The 21,077-nt window shown below is 71.1% G+C and carries 8 protein-coding genes; 1 reads left to right on the top strand and 7 read right to left on the bottom strand.

Annotation, left to right across the window (positions count from 1 at the left end; genetic code table 11):
• Positions 1 to 205 precede the first annotated feature (205 nt).
• Complete coding sequence (locus ACFYY8_RS35055; RefSeq protein WP_390048555.1) at positions 206 to 916, bottom strand: TetR/AcrR family transcriptional regulator; 711 nt, start codon at positions 914 to 916, stop codon at positions 206 to 208.
• Between the two features lie 92 nt (positions 917 to 1,008).
• On the opposite strand from ACFYY8_RS35055, the gene ACFYY8_RS35050 reads away from it, so the two are divergent.
• A complete protein-coding gene (locus ACFYY8_RS35050; protein ID WP_390048553.1) occupies positions 1,009 to 1,719 on the top strand; it encodes an NAD(P)-dependent oxidoreductase in 711 nt (236 codons plus the stop codon).
• A 40-nt stretch (positions 1,720 to 1,759) separates the two neighbouring features.
• On the opposite strand, the gene ACFYY8_RS35045 is transcribed toward ACFYY8_RS35050, so the two are convergent.
• From ACFYY8_RS35045 to ACFYY8_RS35020, 6 genes are read right to left on the bottom strand one after another with little or no spacing between them, the layout of a single operon-like run.
• Positions 1,760 to 2,305, bottom strand: a complete 546-nt coding sequence (locus tag ACFYY8_RS35045; protein WP_390048551.1) for a DUF5990 family protein — start codon at positions 2,303 to 2,305, stop codon at positions 1,760 to 1,762.
• A 46-nt stretch (positions 2,306 to 2,351) separates the two neighbouring features.
• On the bottom strand, positions 2,352 to 3,644 hold the full coding sequence (locus tag ACFYY8_RS35040; RefSeq protein ID WP_390048549.1) for a PLP-dependent aminotransferase family protein: 1,293 nt from the start codon (positions 3,642 to 3,644) through the stop codon (positions 2,352 to 2,354).
• The gene (locus ACFYY8_RS35035; RefSeq protein ID WP_390048547.1) at positions 3,641 to 4,753 is read right to left on the bottom strand and encodes an alpha-hydroxy acid oxidase; all 1,113 of its coding nucleotides are present in this window, start codon (positions 4,751 to 4,753) and stop codon (positions 3,641 to 3,643) included. Before ACFYY8_RS35035 ends, ACFYY8_RS35040 begins: the two co-directional genes overlap by 4 nt.
• The gene (gene hppD / locus ACFYY8_RS35030) at positions 4,750 to 6,825 is read right to left on the bottom strand and encodes a 4-hydroxyphenylpyruvate dioxygenase (protein ID WP_390048545.1); all 2,076 of its coding nucleotides are present in this window, start codon (positions 6,823 to 6,825) and stop codon (positions 4,750 to 4,752) included. The genes ACFYY8_RS35035 and hppD overlap by 4 nt, the downstream gene beginning before the upstream one ends.
• Positions 6,825 to 7,850 (bottom strand): hypothetical protein, encoded by a 1,026-nt coding sequence (locus tag ACFYY8_RS35025; RefSeq protein WP_390048543.1) that lies wholly within the window; start codon positions 7,848 to 7,850, stop codon positions 6,825 to 6,827. Before ACFYY8_RS35025 ends, hppD begins: the two co-directional genes overlap by 1 nt.
• A 28-nt stretch (positions 7,851 to 7,878) precedes the next feature.
• Complete coding sequence (locus ACFYY8_RS35020) at positions 7,879 to 21,054, bottom strand: amino acid adenylation domain-containing protein (RefSeq protein ID WP_390048541.1); 13,176 nt, start codon at positions 21,052 to 21,054, stop codon at positions 7,879 to 7,881.
• Between the last annotated feature and the right edge of the window lie 23 nt (positions 21,055 to 21,077).

Raw genomic sequence — 21,077 nt, 5'->3', positions numbered from 1 at the left:
GTCCTCCCACGTGAGCCGTCGCCGCTGCACCGCCGCGTCCGTGCCGTCGCCAAAGCCCTGGCGCACGAGCTGCACTGGCTGCCGGACTGACGCGCAAGAGCCCGCTCTTCGTTGGCCCGCCATACCTGGGCAACACCCGGCGCGGAGTCGAGAACCGTCCGGTGCTCGACCAACTCGTCGATGTGCGTCGGGGCGCTGAGGGCTGTCATCCCTCGGGCGCGATGCCCAGTGATCGGACGAGCTGGGTGAGTTCTTCCTGGAAGAGCTTGTCGGGGTTGATCGTCTGGGTGTGCAGGTGTCCGTAGATCTCCAGCGACACCAGGCCGTGCAGGTGGCCCCAGATGCGTAGTGCGAGTGCCACGCCGGCCGGTGGCAGGTCGGGAAACGCCGGCCGGACCTTGCTGAGCAGGCCGTCGTCGAAGTCGGGCCATTGGAAGTCGCTGTGCGCGTAGAGATGTTCGGCGTGCGGCCAGGCGGTGTCGGCGAGGGCGGCGATGCCGGTGCAGACGCGGTGCGCGGCGTCGGGGGCGGCGCCGCCCTCGGGTGCCTGGTATCCGGGTACGGGGTCGCCGTAGATGAGGCGGAATCCCTCGGGGTTGGCCAGGGCCCAGTCTCGGAAGGCTCGTGCCCATGTCTGGATCCGGCCGGCCGGGTGGGCGGTGGCGGCTTCGGCCCATGCGGAGTCCACGGCGTCGGCCAGCGCGGTGTAGACCTCGTTGATCAGCGTGGTGACCAGGTCGTCGCGGGTGGCGAAGTAGCCGTAGATCGCGTTGGCGGTCATACCCATCTCGCGGGCGATGGCCCGCAGAGTGATCGCGTCGGGTCCGCCCGTGGCCATCAGCTTGAGTGCGACCTGCTTGATCTCCGCTGTGGTCTCGGCCCGCAGTCGTTCGCGTCGTCCTCCCGTGCTTCCCACGGCAGTCACTCTACAGCGTCACTGGATTGGCTGGCGTAAGAAAACTTCACGCCGTATAGTCTCTTCACGCCACTCACAGAACGGGGAGACCCATGCGCATCGGAATCATCGGAGCCACCGGCGGCATCGGAAGCCGTGCCGTCGCCGAAGCCCTCCTACGAGGGCATCACGTCACCGCGTTCACCCGCGACGCCACCCGGATCGGCGAAGAGCGGCAGAACCGGGAGAACCTCGTCTGGAAGACCGTCGACGTCCTCGACGCCGAAAGCATCGCCGCGGTCCTGCCCGGACTGGACGTCCTGATCAGCGGATACCAGCCCGGCAACGCCGCCCGAGACTTCGACGACACCGTGGCACGCTCGATCGCCGACCCTACGGTCTACGCCACCGCCGCCCGGGCGCTGCTCAAGGCGCTGGAGAGCCACCCCAGGACCCGGCTGATCGTGATCGGCGGCGCCGGCAGCCTGGAAATCGAGCCCGGCCGTACCCGAGCGGATTCCGACGAGCTCCTGCACCGGAGCCTCGACCAGCTCGGGTTGCCCAGAGCGTACGCGGCCGCCGTGCGCGGGCATCGGGACGCCTTGAACGTCCTGCGCACCTCCAACCGGCTGTGGACCTACTTCAGCCCGGCGGAGGAGATCGCCCCCGGCCTGCGCACCGGCCGATTCAGGATCGGTGGCGACCAGCCGGTCCTCGACGCCGAAGGACGCAGCCGCATCTCCTCAGAGGACGCCGCCGTCGCCCTCATCGACGAGGCGGAACTGCCTCGTTTCGTCCAGCGACGCTTCACCGTCGGCTACTGAACCACCGTCCCCTGGCCGCCTGTCCTGCCGTCGGCGGGTTTCAGTGGGCGGGAGCCGACCACTCCACCAGCGGCGGGCGGACGGCCGCGCACAACGGATGACCGTGGGAGTCCGTCAGCCCCAACCGCGCCACCAGCAGCCCGCCTTCCACCGCGGTGTCCAGCACGGCCGTGGGGACCCCGTCCAGCATGAGCTTCGCGCGGCGGAACGTGGAGAGCACCCCGGCGTCGTCGACCGCCCCCCATGACAGGTACACGAACCGGCCGCCCGGCCTGCCCTGAACATACGGGCCCCGCAGGTCCCACCCGGTCTCCCTGTGGCTCGCGGTCGCCTCCAGCTCCCAGACCACCGAGGGGACGTCCGCCGGGTGCGGGTCGAGCAGCTCGCCGGGGCGCTCTCGCCGTTGCACCCCCACGTGAATGTTTCGGTAGCCCGGGAAACCCGGTGCCTGCGCGCATTCTCGCCCTGGCAACTCGGACGCCTCGATACGGATCAACACCCCCGCATCATCCTCCACCGGACCGACATTATCGCCGGGACAGGTCAGGGAGACCGCGCCCAGGGGCGGAGCACCCGGCGTCGTCATCCCGGCCCGGTGAGGCGCTCCCGGGATCCCGCCGGAACGGACGGTCTCAGCGCAGCCGCTCCTCGATCAGGGCGGACAGCCGGTCCAGGCCCTGGCCGACCGTCTCCGGCGTGACCTGGCTGAGGGAGAGCCTGAGCTGCCGTTCCCCGCCGCCGTCCGGGCAGAAGTGCGACATCGGCGTCCAGATGACGCCGTGGTGGCTCGCCGAGTGTTCGAGCAACTCGTCGTTGACCGGGAAGGGGACGGTCACCACGAGGAAGAAGCCACCGGACGGGGTGGTCCAGGTGACCCCGCCGCCGGGCGGGAAGCGTTCGGCCAGCCCGTCGAGGACGAGCCGCAGGTTCCTGCGGTAGAGGTCGATCTGCCTGCGGTTGGCCGCGCGGAGGCTGCAGCCGTGTTTGAGCAGGGCGCCGCCGATGACGGCCTGGGCGATCGGCGAGGTGTTCACCGTCGTCATGCTCTTGATCATCGCCAGCCGGTCGGCCAGGAGCGACCCGTCGGAGATCCGCTGGTCGGCCACGACGTAGCCGATTCTGGCGCCCGGCAGCGCGGTCTTGGCGAAGGAGCCCAGGTAGACGACCCTGCGCTCGGTGTCCATGGCCTTGAGGGTCGGTAACGGCTCACCCCCGCCGAAGAAACCGTAGGGGTTGTCCTCAAGCAGGAGGATGTCCTCGTCCGACGCCAGGCTCAGCACCTCCTGGCGCACGTGAGGGGGCAGGCTGACACCGGTGGGGTTGGCCGCGTCCGGCACCAGGTAGAGGGCGCGGGGCCGCAGCCCCTGGGCTCTGGCGCGGTCGATCTGGGCGCGCAGGTCGGCCAGGTCCAGCCCCTCGTCCCCTCCGCGCACCGGCCAGACCGGCAGCCCGGTCAGCAGGGCTGCGCCGGTCAGGCCGACATAGGTGGGGGAGACGGCCAGCAGCACGTCCCGCGACGTCGTGGCGAGTGCCCGCAGCACCAGGAACATCGCCTCCTGGCAGCCGACGGTCACCACGATCGACTCGGCGGGGACGTGGACGCCCTCGTCGACCCGCAGGTGTTCACGGACCAGGTCGTGGATGATCCCCTTGGTCCTGCCGTACTGGAGCAGCAGGCTCCGGGCCTCCCGCTCGGTCAGGCCCCGCTCGGTGCGCAGGTGGTCGTGGAAGACCTCCAGGTACTCGTGGACGTCGGCGACGTCGAAGAAGTCCTCGGCCGGTCGCCCGGCGGCGAAGGAGATCGCCGCCGGGTAACGCATCGAGATCTCGTTGAGCAGGTTCATCGAGCTCATGGCCGGGTCGGTCAGCGAGCCGTGCAGGTCGTCCAGGCTCAGGTCGTCTCGGAGTGGCGTCCGTACGGTCATGGCGTCTTTCCCGGGAAGTAGGGCATGCGGGCGACCCGCAGGCGCGTCGCGGACCGCAGGTCCGGGCAGCCCGCGAGCCCCAGGGCGTTGCGCAGTTCGGTTTCGAGGAGGGAGAGCACCCGCGCGCAGCCGCTCTCGCCTCCGGCCGCCAGGCCCCAGATCACCGGGCGGCCGAGCAGGACGCCGGAGGCGCCGAGCGCGAGGGCCGACAGGATGTCGGGGCCGCTGCGGATACCGCTGTCGACCAGCACCTGGAAGCGCGAGTCCGGCAGCCCCGCGACCGCCTCGGCCACGGCGGGCAGCGCCATGGCCGCGGGGACGGCCTGGTCGAGCTGGCGGCCGCCGTGGTTGGAGACGACCACGCCGCGTGCCCCCTCCGCCGCCGCGCGTACGGCGTCCTCAGGGTCGAGCACCCCCTTGAGCAGCAGGGGAAGCCGGGTCTGGCCGCGTAGCCAGGCGATGTCGTGCCAGGTGACGGCGGGGGAGAAGATCTCGGCGGTGTGCGAGGCGATGGCGGAGGAGTCCCGGGCCGACCGGTGGGCACGGCCCGAGGAGCCCTCGTCCAGCAGCGCGGCGCGGACCGTCGGCGGCAGGGTCATGCCGTTGGCCGCGTCCCGCAGCCGCCGCCCCATGAAGGGCACGTCGACCGTGACGACCAGCGCCTCGACGCCCGCCTCCTCGGCTCGCCGTACCAGGTCGAGGAGTCTGCCCCGGTCGCGTAACCAGTACAGCTGGAACCACAGGACCGCGCCGGTCGCGGCGAGTTCCTCAAGACCGACGCTGCTCAGCGTGCCGACGGTGAAGGGCACACCCGCCGCGGCGGCGGCCCGCGCGGTGGCCAGCTCCCCCTCGGGGTGGAAGAGACGGTGGTAGGCCACCGGAGCGATCGCCACCGGCAGGCTCGCCCCGCTGTCGACGAGTGTCGTCTTGGTGTCGCAGCCGGAGACGTCGGCCAGGACGCGGGGGACCAGGGCGACGCGGTCGAGTGCCGCCCTGTTGCCCGCGACCGTCCACTCGCGTTCTGCGCCTCCGTCGAGCCAGTCCCAGACCGAGGCGTCCAGTACGGCTCTCGCCTCGGCCGCGAAGTCCGTCACGGCGAGCCGGGTCATTCCGCGCTCCCCGTGCTCTCCCTGGCGCTGTTCTGCAGTTCGACCGCCTCGTACAGGGCGCGCACGTTGTTGCTGCCGAAGGTCCTGGCGCGGGCCCGTTCGATCACCTCGAAGAACAGGGTGCCGCGTGGGTGCTCTGAGCGGGTGAAGATCTGGTAGAGCTGGCCGTCGTGGTCCTGGTCGGCCAGCAGGTGCAGGTCCTGGAGCTGCTGTACCGAGTGGCGCATCGGGGTGAGCCGGTCGAGCAGCCGGTCGAAGTAGACCTCGGGAGCGCGCAGGAAGGGCACGCCCCGCCGGGCCATCGTGCCGACGGTCTCGACGATGTCGTGCGAGTCGAAGGCGACGTGCTGCACCCCGGCGCCGCCGTGGTCGGCGAGGAAGGTGACGATCTGGCCGCCGGAGTTCACCGAGAGCGGCTCGATCAGGGTGAAGGTGACGGTCCGGTCGGCGTTCTGCACGACCGTCGAGTCCATGCCCAGCGCACCGATCTCGATCCGCTCGGAGAAGATGGTGGAGAAGCCGAAGACCTCGTTGTAGCGGCGGACGGTCTTGTCGAGTTCGCCCAGCGGCAGGCAGATCGCGAAGTGGTCGATGGTCCGCAGCCCGACCTCTCCCGCGCCCGGTGACAGCGGGTCGGGCAGACCGGGGATCCGGCCGGCGGGGGTGCCGGGGGCGCGTTCGAGCAGGGTGTGCGCGACGTCGCCGAAGGCGGAGACCGTGGCGACGACGCATCCGGCGCGTCCGGCGGGCCGGGACAGGCCGTCCGCGCCGCGTTCGATCAGCTCGGTGTAGACGGCGCCCGCGTCGGAGGCCCGCAGCACGATGTCGGCCACGCCGTCCCCATGCCGTCTCAGGTAGCCCGCGGCCGGGTGCTCGGCGCACAGCGGCTGGGTGAGCAGGAGGCGGATGCCGCCCTGGCCGAGCAGCGCCGACAGCTGTTCCTCGTAGCCGGCGCGGCGGCTCGGCGGGATCAGCAGGTCGAAGCCGTAGCCCGTGGTGAGCCGGTCGATCTGCGAGGCGATGTCCTCGACGTAGAGTTCGATGTGGTCCAGGGTGACGTCAACAGGCATGGTGCTCTCGTTCTTGAGGGTGGACAGCGCGGTGATCACCGCGTCGTTCGCCACCTGGTCGCCGACGGCCAGCCGGATGGCCCGTCCCGGGTAGATCCGGGCGGCCACGCCGTGCCGTTCGAGGGCGGCTCGCGCGAGGTCGAGCCGGGCGGGGTCGCCCGCCGTGATCCACAGGAAGTTCGTCCGGCTCGGGGTGACCGACCAGCCGAGTTCGACCAGCTTCCCGCGCAGCCGGTCACGCTGGTAGGAGATCAGCCGGATGCGCTGCCGTACCTCGTCGTCGGCGGCGATCGCGGCCTGGACGGCGGCGAGTTGGAGCTGTCCGGGGGTGTAGGGAACCTGGTGCGGGGTGACCCGCTCGACGATCTCGGCGTTGGCCAGCGCGTAGCCGATCCGCAGCGCGGCCAGGCCGTGTGACTTGGAGAAGGTGCGCAGGACCACGAGGTTGGGCCAGTCGGCCAGGCGGTCGGCCGCCTCGGGCGCCCCCAGGTCGGGGGCGAAGTCCACGTACGCCTCGTCCAGCAGGATCACCGCAGAGGGCGGGACCAGGGCGAAGAAGGCGGTCAGCTCGTCCCAGGTGTAGACGGTCCCGGTGGGGTTGTGCGGGTTGCACAGGACGATCAGCCGGGTCCGTTCGTCGATCCGCCCGGCCATGGCGGCCAGGTCGTGCCGGGCGTCGGCGCCGAGGGGCACGGCGACCGACTCGGCCTGGGCCATCGCGCAGAGCATCGGGTAGACGTCGAAGCAGGGGTCGCTGTGCAGGACCGCGTCACCGGGGCGCAGCAGACCGCGGAACAGGTCGTGCGCGACACCCGCGGAGCCGGTGCCCACGATCACCTCGGAGTCCTGGACGCCCTGCCAGGCGGCGATCGTCCTGGTCAGCGAGCCGGGCCGGAACTCGGGATAGCGGTTGAGGCCGTCGATCGCCCGGACCAGGGCGGCGCGGACGGAGGGCAGCGGCCCGAAGGGGTTCTCGTTCTGTGCCAGAAGGTGCTTCATCATCACACCACGTCGAGGACGTAGAGCCAGGAGTGCGGGGTGGCGAACGGCTCGACCCGCGCGATGCGCAGGCCCGCGTCGGTGAAGAGCCGGTCGTAGGTGGACCTGGTGTGCAGGGGGATGCCCATCATGGCGTGGGCCAGCTCGAAGCCGACCGAGAAGATCGGCTGCATGCTCTCGTGGTCGATCCGGTCGCGGAGCATGGTGTCGCCCAGGACGAATCTGCGCGCGTTGGGGAAGGCCTCCCGCATCCGCGGCATGATGTCGGCGCGGGTCTTCGGGTCGGCGAGCAGGTCGTGCAGGAGGAAGAAGCTCATCACCGTGTCCACCTCGCCGGTGATCTCCAGCTGCCGCTGCCTGTCCAGGACGTCGAGCACGTCGGCCTGGACGGCCTGGACCCGGTTCTGCAGGCCGGCGGCGGCGATGTCGCGCCTGGCCATGAGGGTCGCGGGCTCGCTGATGTCGATGCCCATGCCGCGGGTGCCGGGCCGCTGGGCCACGACCCGGCTGACCCGGGCGCTGTTGCCGCTGCCGAGGTCGGCGATGGTGCCGAACTCGACGTCGTCGAGCACCTCGTCCAGCAGCGCGGCGAACATGGCCTGGTCGCACTGCGCGGAGCCGAGCGCGACCATCGACTCCTCGCGGTGGATGTCGCTGGGGTCGTAGTGGCGTAAGCCCCCGGTGAGCTGCCCTGCGTTGGCGAACACCTCGTTGTAGCCGCCGACCGCCCAGGTGAAGTAGCCACGCGAGCGGGCGATCTCCTGGCCGGCTTCGGTGGGGATGTAGACGTCGTCGTCGGCCTTGAGGTAGCCGCAGCAGGTCGCGGCGCGCAGGAGGGCCACCGCCCGCCCGTTGTCCGCGTAGTCCTCGGTGTAGAGCCTGTCGCCCCTGCCGATCCGCTCCATCAGGCCGAGGCGGTCCAGGGCGAAGACCACGTTCGCGGCGATGTATCCGTTGTAGGCGTCGGCAGGGGCGATCGGGGTGGATGCCTGGCCGTGCCACTGCTCGGGGATGTCGTACTTGTTCATGATTTTTCGTCCAATCTCAGGGAGGGGTTCAGAGGTGCGAGTCGAGCACGGGACCGATGACCGACAGCGCGTCCGCGCCGGTCATCTCGCCGTGCGTGACGGGGACGGGGTGGATGTCGAGGCGGCCGGTCACGTGCGGGTGCCAGGCCGCCGGGTCGGGGGCGTCGCCGGGACGGTCCGCGGCGGCGAGGAAGAAGAGCACGTCGCCGTCGTAGGCCCGTCTCGGCCTGTCCGCGGCGAGCGCCAGGTTGGCCAGGAAGACCCCGATGACGCGGGCGACGGCCTCACCGCTCAGCCCGGACAGCGGTCCCTGACCGTGCGCGACGAGCGCGGCGTGCTCCTGCGGGGTTTCCGGCCAGGCGGGGATCTCTCCCACGGGCTGTCCGAGGGAGGTGAGGATGGCGGCCAGCAGGGCGGGGTCCCGGTCGGCGGGACGTTCGTCGAGCTCCGGATAGCCGTCCAGGATCGCGAGCAGCTCGACCCGCTCACCCGTGGCCTGGAGTTCGGCGGCGACCGCGTGCGCGACCACCCCGCCGAAGGACCAGCCGAGCAGGGCGTAGGGGCCCTCCGGCTGGACCTCCCTGATCTGCTCGACGTAGGTCAGGGCCAGCTTATCCACGCTGGCCGGGTGCAGGGACAGGTCGCTCAGGCCGGGCGCCTGGAGCCCGTAGATCGGGCGGTCCGCGTCGACGTGCCCCAGCAGGCCGGTGTAGACCCAGCTGATGCCCGCCGCCGGGTGCACGCAGAACAGCGGGTTGCGCGTCCCGCGTGCCCTGATCGGCAGCAGCACGGGGAAGGCCTCCCGGTTCGGTGAACCACCGAGAGCGGCCAGTTCGGCGACGGTCGGCGCCTGGAACAGATCACGGACGCCCACGTCGAGCCCGGCCCTGAGCCGGATCTCCGCCACCAGCCTGGCCGCGAGCAGCGAGTGCCCGCCCAGGTCGAAGAAGTTGTCGTCGATGCCCACCCTGTCCAGGCCGAGGACGTCGGCGAACAGCTCGCAGAGCACCTCCTCCCGCGCGTCGCGGGGCCCTCTGCCGTCCTGGGCGGCGGCGTACTCGGGGGCGGGCAGCGCCCGGTGGTCGAGTTTGCCGTTCGGGGTCAGCGGCAGCGCGCCGACGACGACCAGCGCGGCGGGCACCATGTGCTCGGGCAGCGTCGCGGCCAGTACGGCCCGCAGCGCGGCCACGTCGATCCCGGCCCCGATCCCGGCACTGCCCCTGGGGACGACGTAGCCGACGAGCCGGTCGTCCCGGACGACGACCGCGCTGTGCGCGACACCCGGCTGGGCGCCGAGGACCGCGTTGACCTCGCCGAGCTCGATGCGGAAGCCCCGGATCTTGACCTGGTCGTCGATCCTGCCGAGGTACTCCAGTTCCCCGTCGCGGGTCCGGCGGGCCAGGTCTCCGGTGCGGTACATCCGGGTGCCGGGCGGGCCGTAGGGGTCGGCCACGAACCGTTCCGCGGTCAGCGCGGGCCGGTCGTGGTAGCCACGGGCCAGGCCCTCCCCGGCGACGAACAGCTCCCCGGCGACCCCCACCGGGGCGGGCCGCAGCGCGGAGTCCAGAACGTAGGCGCGCAGGCTGGGGATGGCGGTCCCGATGAGCGAGCGGCTCTGCCCTTCCGCGGTCGCGGCGTCCAGGGCCCGGTAGGAGACGTGCACCGTGGTCTCGGTGATGCCGTACATGTTGACCAGGACCGGCGCGTCGTCGGGGTGCCGGCCGTACCAGTCGGCGAGCCTGCTCAGGTCGAGTGCCTCGCCGCCGAAGACGACGCTGCGCAGCGCCAGCTTCGAGCCGGTCTCCCGGTCCTCCGCCTCGGCCTGGACGAGCTGGTAGAAGGCCGAGGGGGTCTGGTTGAGCACGGTGACCCGCTCCCTGGCCAGCAGGCCGAGGAACTCCCTCGGAGAGCGGCCGACCTCGAAGGGCACGACCACCAGGCGCCCGCCGTACAGCAGGGGGCCCCACAGCTCCCAGACGGAGAAGTCGAAGGCGCAGGAGTGGAACAGGGTCCACACGTCGTCGGGACCGAAGGAGAAGTGACGTTCGGTCGCGGCCATCAGCTGGACCACGTTGCCGTGCGGGACGACCACACCCTTGGGCCTGCCGGTCGAGCCGGAGGTGTAGATGACGTAGGCGGGGTTCTCCGGCGCGGGCCCGGCGCCCGGGCCGGGCACCGCGTGACCGTCGAGGTCCAGCTCGTCCAGCAGCACGTACGGCAGCGCGGTCGCGGGCAGCCCGGCCACGGTCGGGGCCGTGCTGACCAGCAGGACCGGGGCCGCGTCGTCGAGGGTGTAGGCGATGCGGTCGGCCGGGTAGCCGGGGTCGATCGGCACGTAGGCGCCGCCCGCCTTGACGACCGCGACGATCGCCACGACCAGGTCGGCGGAGCGCGGCAGCGACAGGGCGACCAGGCGCTCAGGGCCGACTCCACGTTCGACCAGCAGGTTCGCCAGCCGGTTGGCCCTGGCGTCGAGTTCCGCGTAGGTCAGTTCCTCCTCGCCGAAGGTCAGCGCGACCCGTTCCGGGGTGCGGGCCGCCTGCGCCTCGAAGAGGTCCTTCAGCGTGCCCCCGGCCGGGGTGAACTCCGTACCGCGCAGCAGGCGCTCACGCTCGGCGGGGGTCAGCACGTCCACCTGGCCGGCCCGCAGGCCGGGATCGGCGGCCACCGCTTCGAGCACCCGCACGAACCGCCCGGCGATCTCCTCGGCCGTGATCCGGTCGAACAGGTCGGTCGCGTATTCGAGCACCCCGGTCAGGCCGTCTCCGGTGCGCGTCTCGCACAGGCCGAAGGACAGGTCGAACTTGGCGACGTCGGTCTCGAGCTCCATGACCTCCGCACGCAGGCCGGGCAGCTCAGGGGCCTCTCCCGTGGTGTCGTGCAGCGTCAGCATCACCTGGAAGAGCGGGTGTCTGGCCATCGAACGGGCCGGGTTGAGCGCCTCGACCAGCCGCTCGAACGGCACGTCCTGGTGACCGTAGGCGTCCAGGTCCAGCGTCCGCACCCGGCCGAGCAGCTCGGTGAAGGTGGGGTCGCCCGACAGGTCGGCGCGCAGCACCAGGGTGTTGACGAAGAAGCCGACCAGGTCGTCCAGCGCGTCGTCGGTGCGCCCGGCGATCACGGTGCCGACGGGCAGGTCGGTGCCCGCGCCGAGCCCGCCGAGCAGTACGGCCAGCGCCGCCTGGACCACCATGAACAGGCTGGCGTTCTCCTTCCTGGCCAGGGCGGTGAGGGCGGCGTGCGTCTCGGGACCGATCCGCAGCTCGACCGAGTCGCCCCGGTTCGTCGGGATCACCGGCCGGGGCCGGTCGTACGGCAGCGCCAGCTCCTCGGGCGCCCCCGCCAGCGTCCGGCGCCAGTGGGCGAGCTGCTCGTCCTGGACGGTTTCGAGGAGGTCGCGCTGCCAGAGGGCGTAGTCGGCGTACTGCACCGGCAACGGCGCCCAGCCGGGCGCCTCCCCGGCCAGCCGCGCCGCGTAGGCCTCTCCCAGGTCGCGCAGCAGCGCCCCGATGGACCAGCCGTCCCCGGCGATGTGGTGCATGACCAGCGCGAGCACGTGCTCCCCACGGCCCAGGACGAACAGTGAGGCCCGTAGCGGAGGCTCGACCGCCAGGTCGAAGACATGACCCTGGGCCAGGCCGAGACACTCACGCAGATGCCGTTCGTCCCTGACGTCCCGCACGTGCAGCTCGGGACGCACCCCGGTCAGCACCTCCTGGTACGGCAGGCCGCCCTCGACCGGGAACACCGTGCGCAGCACCTCGTGCCGTTCCACCACGTCGCCGAGCGCCTCCCGCAGGGCGGCCAGGTCGAGCGGACCGGACAGCCGCAACGCCAGCGGCGAGTTGTAGAGGCCGCCGGTGCCCTTCATCTGCTCGATGAACCACAGCCGCGACTGAGCGGGGGAGAGAGGCACCCGTTCTGGACGGACGACCGGCAGCAGCAGCGGACGGACGTCGTCCCGTCCCGCCTGCTCCAGGTGACGGCTGAGCCCGGCGACGTCGGGGTGTTGGAAGAGCGCCCTGACGGACACCTCGACGCCCAGGGCCGTGCGGATGCGGCTGACGAGCTTGGTGGCGAGCAGCGAGTGTCCGCCCAGGTCGAAGAAGCCGTCGTCGACCCCGACCCGTTCGACCCCGAGGACCTCGGCGAACAGGCCGCACAGGATCTCCTCCCGTGGGGTGCGCGGGCCGCGTCCCTCTCCGGCCGTGCCGAAGTCCGGCTCCGGCAGCGCGCGCCGGTCGACCTTGCCGTTGGCCGTGACCGGCAGCGCGTCCAGCACCATGACCGCGGCGGGCACCATGTAGTCCGGCAGCCTGCCGGCGGCGTAGGCGCGCACCTGCTCGGGATCGCCCTCCCCGGTGACGTAGGCGACCAGCCGGTTGTCCCTGGCCACAACCAGGGCGCGCCGTACCGAGGAGTGGGCGGCCAGGACCGCCTCGACCTCGGCGAGCTCGACCCGGAAACCACGGATCTTCACCTGGTCGTCGACACGGCCGACGAACTCCAGCTCGCCGGAGGCGTTCCAGCGGACCAGGTCCCCGGTGCGGTACATCCTCTCGCCGGGCGGGCCGTACGGGCAGGCGACGAACCGCTCGGCGGTGAGGCCGGGCTTGCCGACGTAGCCCCGGGCCAGGCCGGTGCCCGCGATGTACAGCTCGCCCGCGACCCCGGCGGGGACCGGTCGCAGCCCGGCGTCCAGGACGTAGACCCTGGTGTTGCGCATCGGGCGGCCGATGGGGACCGTCGCGGGAACGCCGGTCTCGGCGGTCATGATGTGGCAGGTCTTGATGGCCGTGGTCTCCGTCGGGGCATAGACCGCGACAACCGTTATTTCAGGACATGTCGCCATCAGGTCGCGGACGGCGGCGGGTGAGACCACGTCCCCGCCCGTCCACACCTGCCGCACCTCGCGGAAGCTCTCCGGTGACTCCGCGGCCAGCACGCTGAGCAGCCCCGAGGGGGCCTGGACCAGCGTCACCCGGTGCTCGGCGACGGTCCTGGCCAGGGTGTGCGCGTCCAGCGCGCCCGGTGGGGCCAGCACGATCCGGCCGCCGGTCACCAGCGGAACCCAGACCTCCGTCGTCGAGGCGTCGAACGCGGTCGGCGAGTGCAGCAGCGTCCGCTCGTGCGCGCCGGTCAGGAACTGCGGGTTGGCCAGCAGGTCGACGACGTTGCGGTGAGTGACCCCGACCCCCTTGGGCAGGCCGGTCGAACCCGAGGTGTGCATCACGTAGAGCAGCCGGTCGGGGTGGATCCTCAGCCCGGGGTTCTCCGCCACGGTCCCGGAGCCGGTGATCTCCAGGACACTCCTGAGCGGGTCCTGCGCGATCGGGTGTCCGGTGTGCTCGGTGTCCACCAGGATGAAACGGGCGTCCGTCGCGTCCAGCACGTGCCTCAGCCGGGGCAGCGGGTAACGCGGGTCGAGCGGCGCGTAGGTTCCGCCCGCCTTCGCCACGGCCAGGATCGCCGCGACCAGCTCGACGCTCCGCTCCATCAGCACCGCGACCGGCTCCTCGGGAACCATCCCCCGGTCGAGCAGGGTGCGCGCGATGTGGTTGGCGCGGGCGTTGAGCTCGGCGTAGGTGACACCGGTCTCGCCGAGGACCACGGCGATCGTGCCGGGGTGGGCGGCGGCCCCGGCCTCGAACAGCTCGTGGACGCAACGGCCGAAGTCGGTCTCCACGGCGGTGTCGTTCCGCGTGACCAGCAGCAGTTCCCGCTCCTGGTCGGAGAGCACGTCGATGGCGCCGATCGCCAGTTCGGGGTCGTCGGCCACCGCACGCAGCACCCGGACCAGCCGCTCGGCCAGCGTTGCCACGGTGCCGTGGTCGAACAGGTCGCAGGCGTACCCGATCGCGCCGGTCAGGCCGACGGGGGTCTCGGTGAAGGTGACGTTGAGGTCGAACTGGGCGTGCGCCTCACCGACCGGCTCCATGGTCCCGCGCAGCCCGGCGAAGTCCAGCTCGGCGCGGGTCTGGTTGTCGAAGGTGACGACGGTCTGGAAGAGCGGGTGTCTGGCGGGCGTGCGGGGCGGGTTGAGGTGCTCGACCAGTCGTTCGAAGGGCACGTCCTGGTGGGTGTAGGCGTCCAGGTTGGCTGCGCGCACCCGGTCGAGCAGTTCGGTGAAGGTCGGGTTTCCCGACAGGTCGGTGCGCAACACCAGGGTGTTGACGAAGAAGCCCACGAGGTCGTCGAGTGCCTCGTCGGCGCGTCCGGCCGTGGGGGTGCCGAGCGGGATGTCGGTTCCGGCTCCGAGGCGGCTGTAGAGGGTGGCGACGGCGGCCTGGAGCAGCATGAACAGGCTGACCTGCCGCTCGGCCGCCACCCGGACCAACCGCCCGTGCAGTTCCGCGTCCACCCTGAACTCGGCGAGGTCGCCCCGGTGGCTGGGCACGGCAGGCCTGGGCCGGTCGTACGGCAGCGCCAGTTCCTCGGGCGTCCCGTCCAGCGCGTTCCGCCAGTGGGTGAGCTGCCCGTCGAGGAGGGTGTCGAGGAGGTCGCGCTGCCAGAGGGCGTAGTCGGCGTACTGCACCGGCAACGGTGCCCAGTCGGGGGTGTCTCCGGCCAGTCGTGCCCGGTAGGCGACGGCCAGGTCGTCGAACAGCGGCCGCAGCGACCAGCCGTCCCCGGCGATGTGGTGCAGCAGCAGGACCAGCACGTGCTCGTCCGCGCCCTGCGACAGCAACCAGGCCCGCAGCGGCGGCTCAGCCGCCAGGTCGAAGGCACGGCCGACGACCTCGGAAAGCTCACCCGTCAGGTGCAGCACCGGCCGGACGTCCTCAAGTACCTTCTGGTACGGCACGCTGTCCACCGAGGGGAAGACCGTCCGCAACGCCTCGTGCCGGTCGACCAGGTCCCCGAGGGCCTCTTCCAACGCCCGGGTGTCGACGGGGCCGTGCAGCCGTACGGCGAAAGGCGTGTTGTAGAGGGCGCTGGGTCCTTCGAGTTGTTCGATGAACCACAGGCGTTGCTGGGCGAAGGACAGCGGGACGTGTTCCGGCCGGGTCATGGCGGTCAGGGCGGGCCGTACGGCTACGGCCTGCTCGGTGGCCAGGTAGCGTTCCAGGCGGGCCACGTCCGGGTTCTGGAAGAGCGCCCTGATCGGCAACTCGACCCCCAGGACCGTACGGATCCGGCTGACCAGCTTGGTCGCGAGCAACGAATGCCCGCCCAGGTCGAAGAAGCCGTCGTCGACCCCGACCCGGTCAACGCCGAGGACCTCGGCGAACAGGCCGCAGAGGATCTCCTCCCGGGGGGTGCGCGGCTCGCGCCCCTCGGACGTGCTGAGATCGGGGGCGGGCAGGGCGCGCCGGTCGATCTTGCCGTTGGCCGTGACCGGCAGGGCCTCAAGCGTCACGACCACCGGCACCATGTAGGCCGGCAACCGGGCGGCCACATACTCCCGCACCTGCTCGGAAGTGGCATCCCCGGTGACGTAGGCCACCAGCCGCTTGTCACCGGGACGATCCTCCCGCACCACCACCACGACCTGACCGACCGAGGAGAACCCCCCGATCACCGCCTCGACCTCACCCGGCTCGATCCGGAAACCACGGATCTTCACCTGGTCGTCGGTACGGCCGACGAACTCGATCTGTCCGGAACTGTTCCACCGGACCAGGTCCCCGGTGCGATACATCCGCCCACCCGGCCCGCCGTACGGACAGGCCACGAACCGCTCAGCCGTCAGACCAGACCTGCCGGCATACCCACGGGCCAGACCCGAACCGGCGATGTACAGTTCGCCCGCGACCCCGTCCGGGACCGGCCGCAGGGCCTCGTCCAGCACGTAGAGGCGCATGTTGTCCAGCGGACGGCCGATGGGCACCGAAGCCCGGGGAGCCGAGGACTCGTCCATGCGATGGCAGGTGGCGAAGGTCGTGGTCTCGGTCGGGCCGTACCCGTCGACCACCGTCAACCCGGGACAACTCTCCAGCACCCGCCGCACCGAGGCCGCGGAGACCACATCACCCCCGGTCCAGACCTCCCGAACCGTCGCGAAACACTCCGGCGCCTCCTGCGCCACCAGGTGGAACAATCCCGCCGTCAACCACAGCGCGTCCACCCCACCATCGGCCAGCAACCGGACGAAATCCGCCGTACCGAGCTGCCCCGGCGGCGCCACGACCACCTGACCACCGGAGAGCAGCGGCACCCACAGCTCGTAGGTCGAGGCGTCGAACGCGGTCGGTGAGTGCAGCAGCACACTCCTGGAGGTGATCCCGTCGAAGCAGCGGCTGTGGGCCAGGTCGATCACGTTCTGGTGGGTGATCGTGATGCCCTTGGGCGTCCCGGTCGATCCGGAGGTGAACATGACGTAGGCGGTGTGCTCTGGCCGGGCGATGTCCGGCGGGGCCGCGACGGGGCCGGTGACGTCGGGTGGGGTGATGGTCAGGGTGGTGACGTGAAGGTCGTGGGTCGTGTCGGTGAGCAGGAGGGTGGCGCCCGCGTCGGTCAGGATCCGCTGGAGGCGTTCGGTGGGCTGCCGAGGATCGAGGGGAAGGTAGGCGGCTCCGGCCTTAAGCACGGCAAGGATCGCGACGACCAAGGTGGGAGAGCGATCCAGGAGCAACGCGACCGGCGCGTCCTGCCGGGCGCCTGCCTCGATGATCCGGTGGGCCAGGTGGTTGGCGTTCGCGTCGAGGTCGGCGTAGGTGAGGTGGGTGTCGCCGGAGACGACGGCCACGGCGTCGGGGGTTCTGGCGGCCTGTTCGGCGAACAGCCGGTGCAGGGTGGAGACGACCTGCGGGACGGCGGTGTCGTTCCGCGTGACCAGCAGCAGTTCCCGCTCCTGGTCGGAGAGCACGTCGATGGCGCCGATCTCCAGCTCGGGGTCGTCGGTCACCGCACGCAACACCCGGACCAGCCGCTCCGTCAGGGTGGTGGCGGTGTGGTGGTCGAACAGGTCGGTTGCGTACTCCAGCAGACCGGTCAGCCCGTCGCCGGTCTCGGTGAAAGCGAAGGACAGGTCGAACTTGGCGATGTCCAGGTCGAAGGGGTACTCCCGGCAGGCCAGTCCGGCGAACTCCTCGGGCAGGGGGGTCTGGCTGTCCAGGGTGACGGCGGTCTGGAACAACGGGTGCCTGGCCGGGACCCGCTCCGGATTGAGATGCTCCACCAGCCGCTCGAACGGCACGTCCTGGTGGGTGTAGGCGTCCAGGTTCGCCGTACGAACCCGGCCCAGCAGTTCGGCGAAGGTCGGATTCCCCGACAGGTCCGTCCGCAGCACCAACGTGTTGACGAAGAAGCCGACCAGGTCGTTGAGCGCCTCATCCGTACGGCCCGCCGTCGGCGTCCCCAGCGGAATGTCCGTCCCGGCCCCGAGGCGGCTGTAGAGGGTGGCGACGGCGGCCTGCAACAGCATGAACAGGCTGACCTGCCGCTCGGCCGCCACCCGGACCAGCCGCCCGTGCAGCTCCGCGTCCAGCCCGAACCCGGCCACCCCACCCCGATGACTCGACACAGCAGGCCTGGCCCGGTCATACGGCAACGCCAGCTCCTCCGGCACCCCGTCCAGCGCGCCCTGCCAGTAGGCGAGTTGCTCGTCCTGAACGGTGTCGAGGAGGTCACGCTGCCAGAGGGCGTAGTCGGCGTACTGCACCGGCAGTGATCTCCACGAAGGCGTCTGTCCGGTTAATCGCGCCTGGTAGGCGACGGCCAGGTCGTCGAACAGCGGCCGCAGCGACCAGCCGTCCCCGGCGATGTGGTGCAGCAGCAGGACCAGCACGTGCTCGTCCGCACCCTGCGACAGCAACCAGGCCCGCACCGGCGACTCGGCCGAGATGTCGAAGACCCCGACTGCCAGGTCCTCCACGACCGCCCGCGCCTGCTCGTCATCGGCGCACTCCCGCACGTTCAGCGTCAGCCGGGCGTCCTCAAGCACTCTCTGGTACGGCACGCCGTCCACCGAGGGGAAGGTCGTCCGCAGCGCTTCGTGTCTGGCCACCACGTCCGTCAGCGCCGCGTCGAGTGCCGAGGTGTTCACGGGGCCGTGCAGCCGTACGGCCAGGGGGGTGTTGTAGAGGGCACTGGGTCCTTCGAGCTGTTCGATGAACCACAGGCGTTGCTGGGCGAAGGACAGCGGGATGTGTTCCGGCCGGGTCAGGGCGGTCAGGGCGGGCCGTACGGCTACGGCCTGCTCGGTGGCCAGGTACCGCTCCAGGCGGGCCACGTCCGGGTTCTGGAAGAGCGCCCTGATCGGCAACTCGACCCCCAGGACCGTACGGATACGGCTGACCAGCTTGGTCGCGAGCAACGAATGCCCGCCCAGGTCGAAGAAGCCGTCGTCGACCCCGACCCGTTCGACCCCGAGGACCTCGGCGAACAGGCCGCACAGAACCTCCTCCCGGGGCGTGCGCGGCTCGCGCCCCTCGGACGTGCTGAGATCGGGGACGGGCAGGGCGCGCCGGTCGATCTTGCCGTTGGCCGTGACCGGCAGGGCGTCGAGAACCACCACGAACGGCACCATGTAGGCCGGCAGCCGGGCGCCCACGTACTCGCGCACTCCCTCGGGGGTGGCGTCCCCGGTGACGTAGGCCACCAGGCGCTTGTCGCCGGGACGATCCTCCCGGACGATCACCAGGGCCTGCCGTACCGAGGGATGCTCCGCGACGACGACCTCGATCTCGCCCGGTTCGATGCGGAAGCCGCGGATCTTCACCTGGTCGTCGGTACGGCCGACGAACTCGATCTGTCCAGAGGTGTTCCAGCGGACCAGGTCCCCGGTGCGGTACATCCGCCCGCCGTACGGACAGGCGACGAAGCGTTCGGCGGTCAGGTCCGGCCTGCCGACGTAGCCTCGGGCCAGGCCTTCGCCCGCGAGGTAGAGTTCGCCCGCGATCCCGGCCGGGACCGGTTGCAACGCCTCGTCCAGGATGTAGGCCCGCATGTTGTCCATGGGGCCGCCGATCGGCGGAACCGCCTGGTAGGCGAACGGGCGCCGCACCGGGTGGCAGGTGGCGAAGGTCGTGGTCTCGGTGGGGCCGTACACGTGGATGAAGGCCAGGTCCGGGCAGCGTTCGACGGCCCGGCGCATCGCGGTGACCGACCCGGCCTCGCCGCCGCTCCACACCTCCCGCACCCCCGCCAGGGGACGCGACTCGTGCTCGGCCAGCAGGTTGAACAACGCCGTGGTGAAGAACGCCGCCGTCGGCCGCCGTTCGATCAGCAGTGTGGACATGGCGTCCAGGTCCAGCTCGCCCGGTGGGGCCACGACCACCTGGCCGCCGGAGAGCAGCGGCACCCACAGCTCGTAGGTCGAGGCGTCGAAGGCCAGGGGAGAGTGGACCAGCACCCGGCGGTGTTCCTCCTTGCGGAACCGGCCGTCGGCGGCCAGCGCCACCACGTTCCTGTGGGTGACGGCCACGCCCTTCGGCACCCCCGTGGACCCCGAGGTGAACATGACGTACGCCAACTGATCCTGATAAATGGGCATATTTTGCCCGGCGGGTTCTACGTCCGGTTCGTTGAGCAGGGTGGCGACGTCGAGCACCGTCATGTCGTCCGGGAACGTCGCCCGCCGGGCGGTCTCGTCACCCAGGACCAGGTGAGCCCCGCTCTGCCGCAGGATCACCTCGATGCGTGAGGCCGGATAGCGAGGATCGAGTGGCACGTACACGCCACCCGCCTTGAGCACCCCCAGGATGGCGATCACCGCCTCGAAGGAACGCTCCAGGAAGAGCACCACCGGGGTCTCCCTGGTCACCCCCTCGGTCGTCAGACGCCGCGCCAGCCGCTCGGCGCGGGCGTCGAGCTCCGCGTAGGTCAGCGTCCGCTCGTCCTGGTTGAGCGCGACCGCGTCCGGGGTGCGCGCGACCTGCTCGGCGAACAGTTCGGGAAGGCTTCCCCCGGCCACCGGACCGGCGGTCTCGTTCCACTCGTCCAGGATCTCGGCCCGCTCCTCGGGGGCGAGCACGTCGATGGCGGCGATCGGCAGGTCCGGGTCGTGGGCGACGGCCAGCAGCACCCGCAGGAGTCGTTCGGCCAGGGTGGTGGCGGTGTGGTGGTCGAACAGGTCGGTTGCGTACTCCAGCAGGCCGGTCAGCCCGTCGCCGGTCTCGGTGAAAGCGAAGGACAGGTCGAACTTGGCGATGTCCAGGTCGAAGGGGTACTCCCGGCAGGCCAGTCCGGCGAACTCCTCGGGCAGGGGGGTCTGGCTGTCCAGGGTGACGGCGGTCTGGAACAACGGGTGCCTGGCCGGGACCCGCTCCGGATTGAGATGCTCCACCAGCCGCTCGAACGGCACGTCCTGGTGGGTGTAGGCGTCCAGGTTCGCCGTACGAACCCGGCCCAGCAACTCGGCGAAGGTCGGATTCCCCGACAGGTCCGTCCGCAACACCAGGGTGTTGACGAAGAAGCCGACCAGGTCGTTGAGCGCCTCGTCGGTGCGTCCGGCCGTGGGGGTGCCGAGCGGGATGTCGGTCCCCGCTCCCAGACGGCTGTAGAGGGTGGCGACGGCGGCCTGGAGCAGCATGAACAGGCTGACCTGCCGCTCGGCCGCCACCCGGACCAACCGCCCGTGCAGCTCCGCGTCCAGCCCGAACCCGGCCACCCCACCCCGATGACTCGCAGTAGCGGGCCTGGCCCGGTCATACGGCAGCGCCAACTCCTCCGGCACCCCGTCCAGCGCGCCCTGCCAGTAGGCGAGCTGCTCGTCCTGAACGGTGTCGAGGAGGTCCTGCTGCCACAACACGTAGTCGGCGTACTGCACCGGCAGCGGCTCCTGGATCGGAAGCCGCCCGGCCAGCCGCGCCTCGTAGGCCGTCTCCAGATCGACGAAGAGCGGGCCCACCGACCAGCCGTCGCTGACGATGTGGTGCAGCAGCAGGACCAGCACGTGCTCGTCCGCACCCTGCGACAGCAACCAGGCCCGCACCGGCAACTCGGCCGAGATGTCGAAGACGTACCCGGCCGCCCGCTCGACCGCCCGCCGTACCTCGGCGTCGTCCGCGCAGGCCAGCACCTCAAGCACCGGCCGGACCCCGGCCTCCCGGATCTCCTGGTACGGCCCGGCGTCCGAGGAGACGAAGACCGTGCGGAGCACCTCGTGCCTGGTCAGCAGGTCCCCGAGGGCGGCCTCCAGGGCTCCGGCGTCGATCCGGCCGCCGAGCCGCAGCACGAGCGGCGTGTTGTACAGGGCGCTCGGCCCCTCAAGCTGTTCGATGAACCACAGGCGCTGCTGCGCGTAGGAAAGCGGAATCATGGTCTTCCTCCGACAGGGATCAC

It is taken from the genome of Streptosporangium sp. NPDC001559 (assembly GCF_042893955.1).
In the GTDB taxonomy this organism is placed as follows: Bacteria; Actinomycetota; Actinomycetes; order Streptosporangiales; family Streptosporangiaceae; genus Streptosporangium.
Note: the sequence above shows the minus strand (reverse complement) of the source record. Positions and strands in the feature narration are given on the sequence as shown.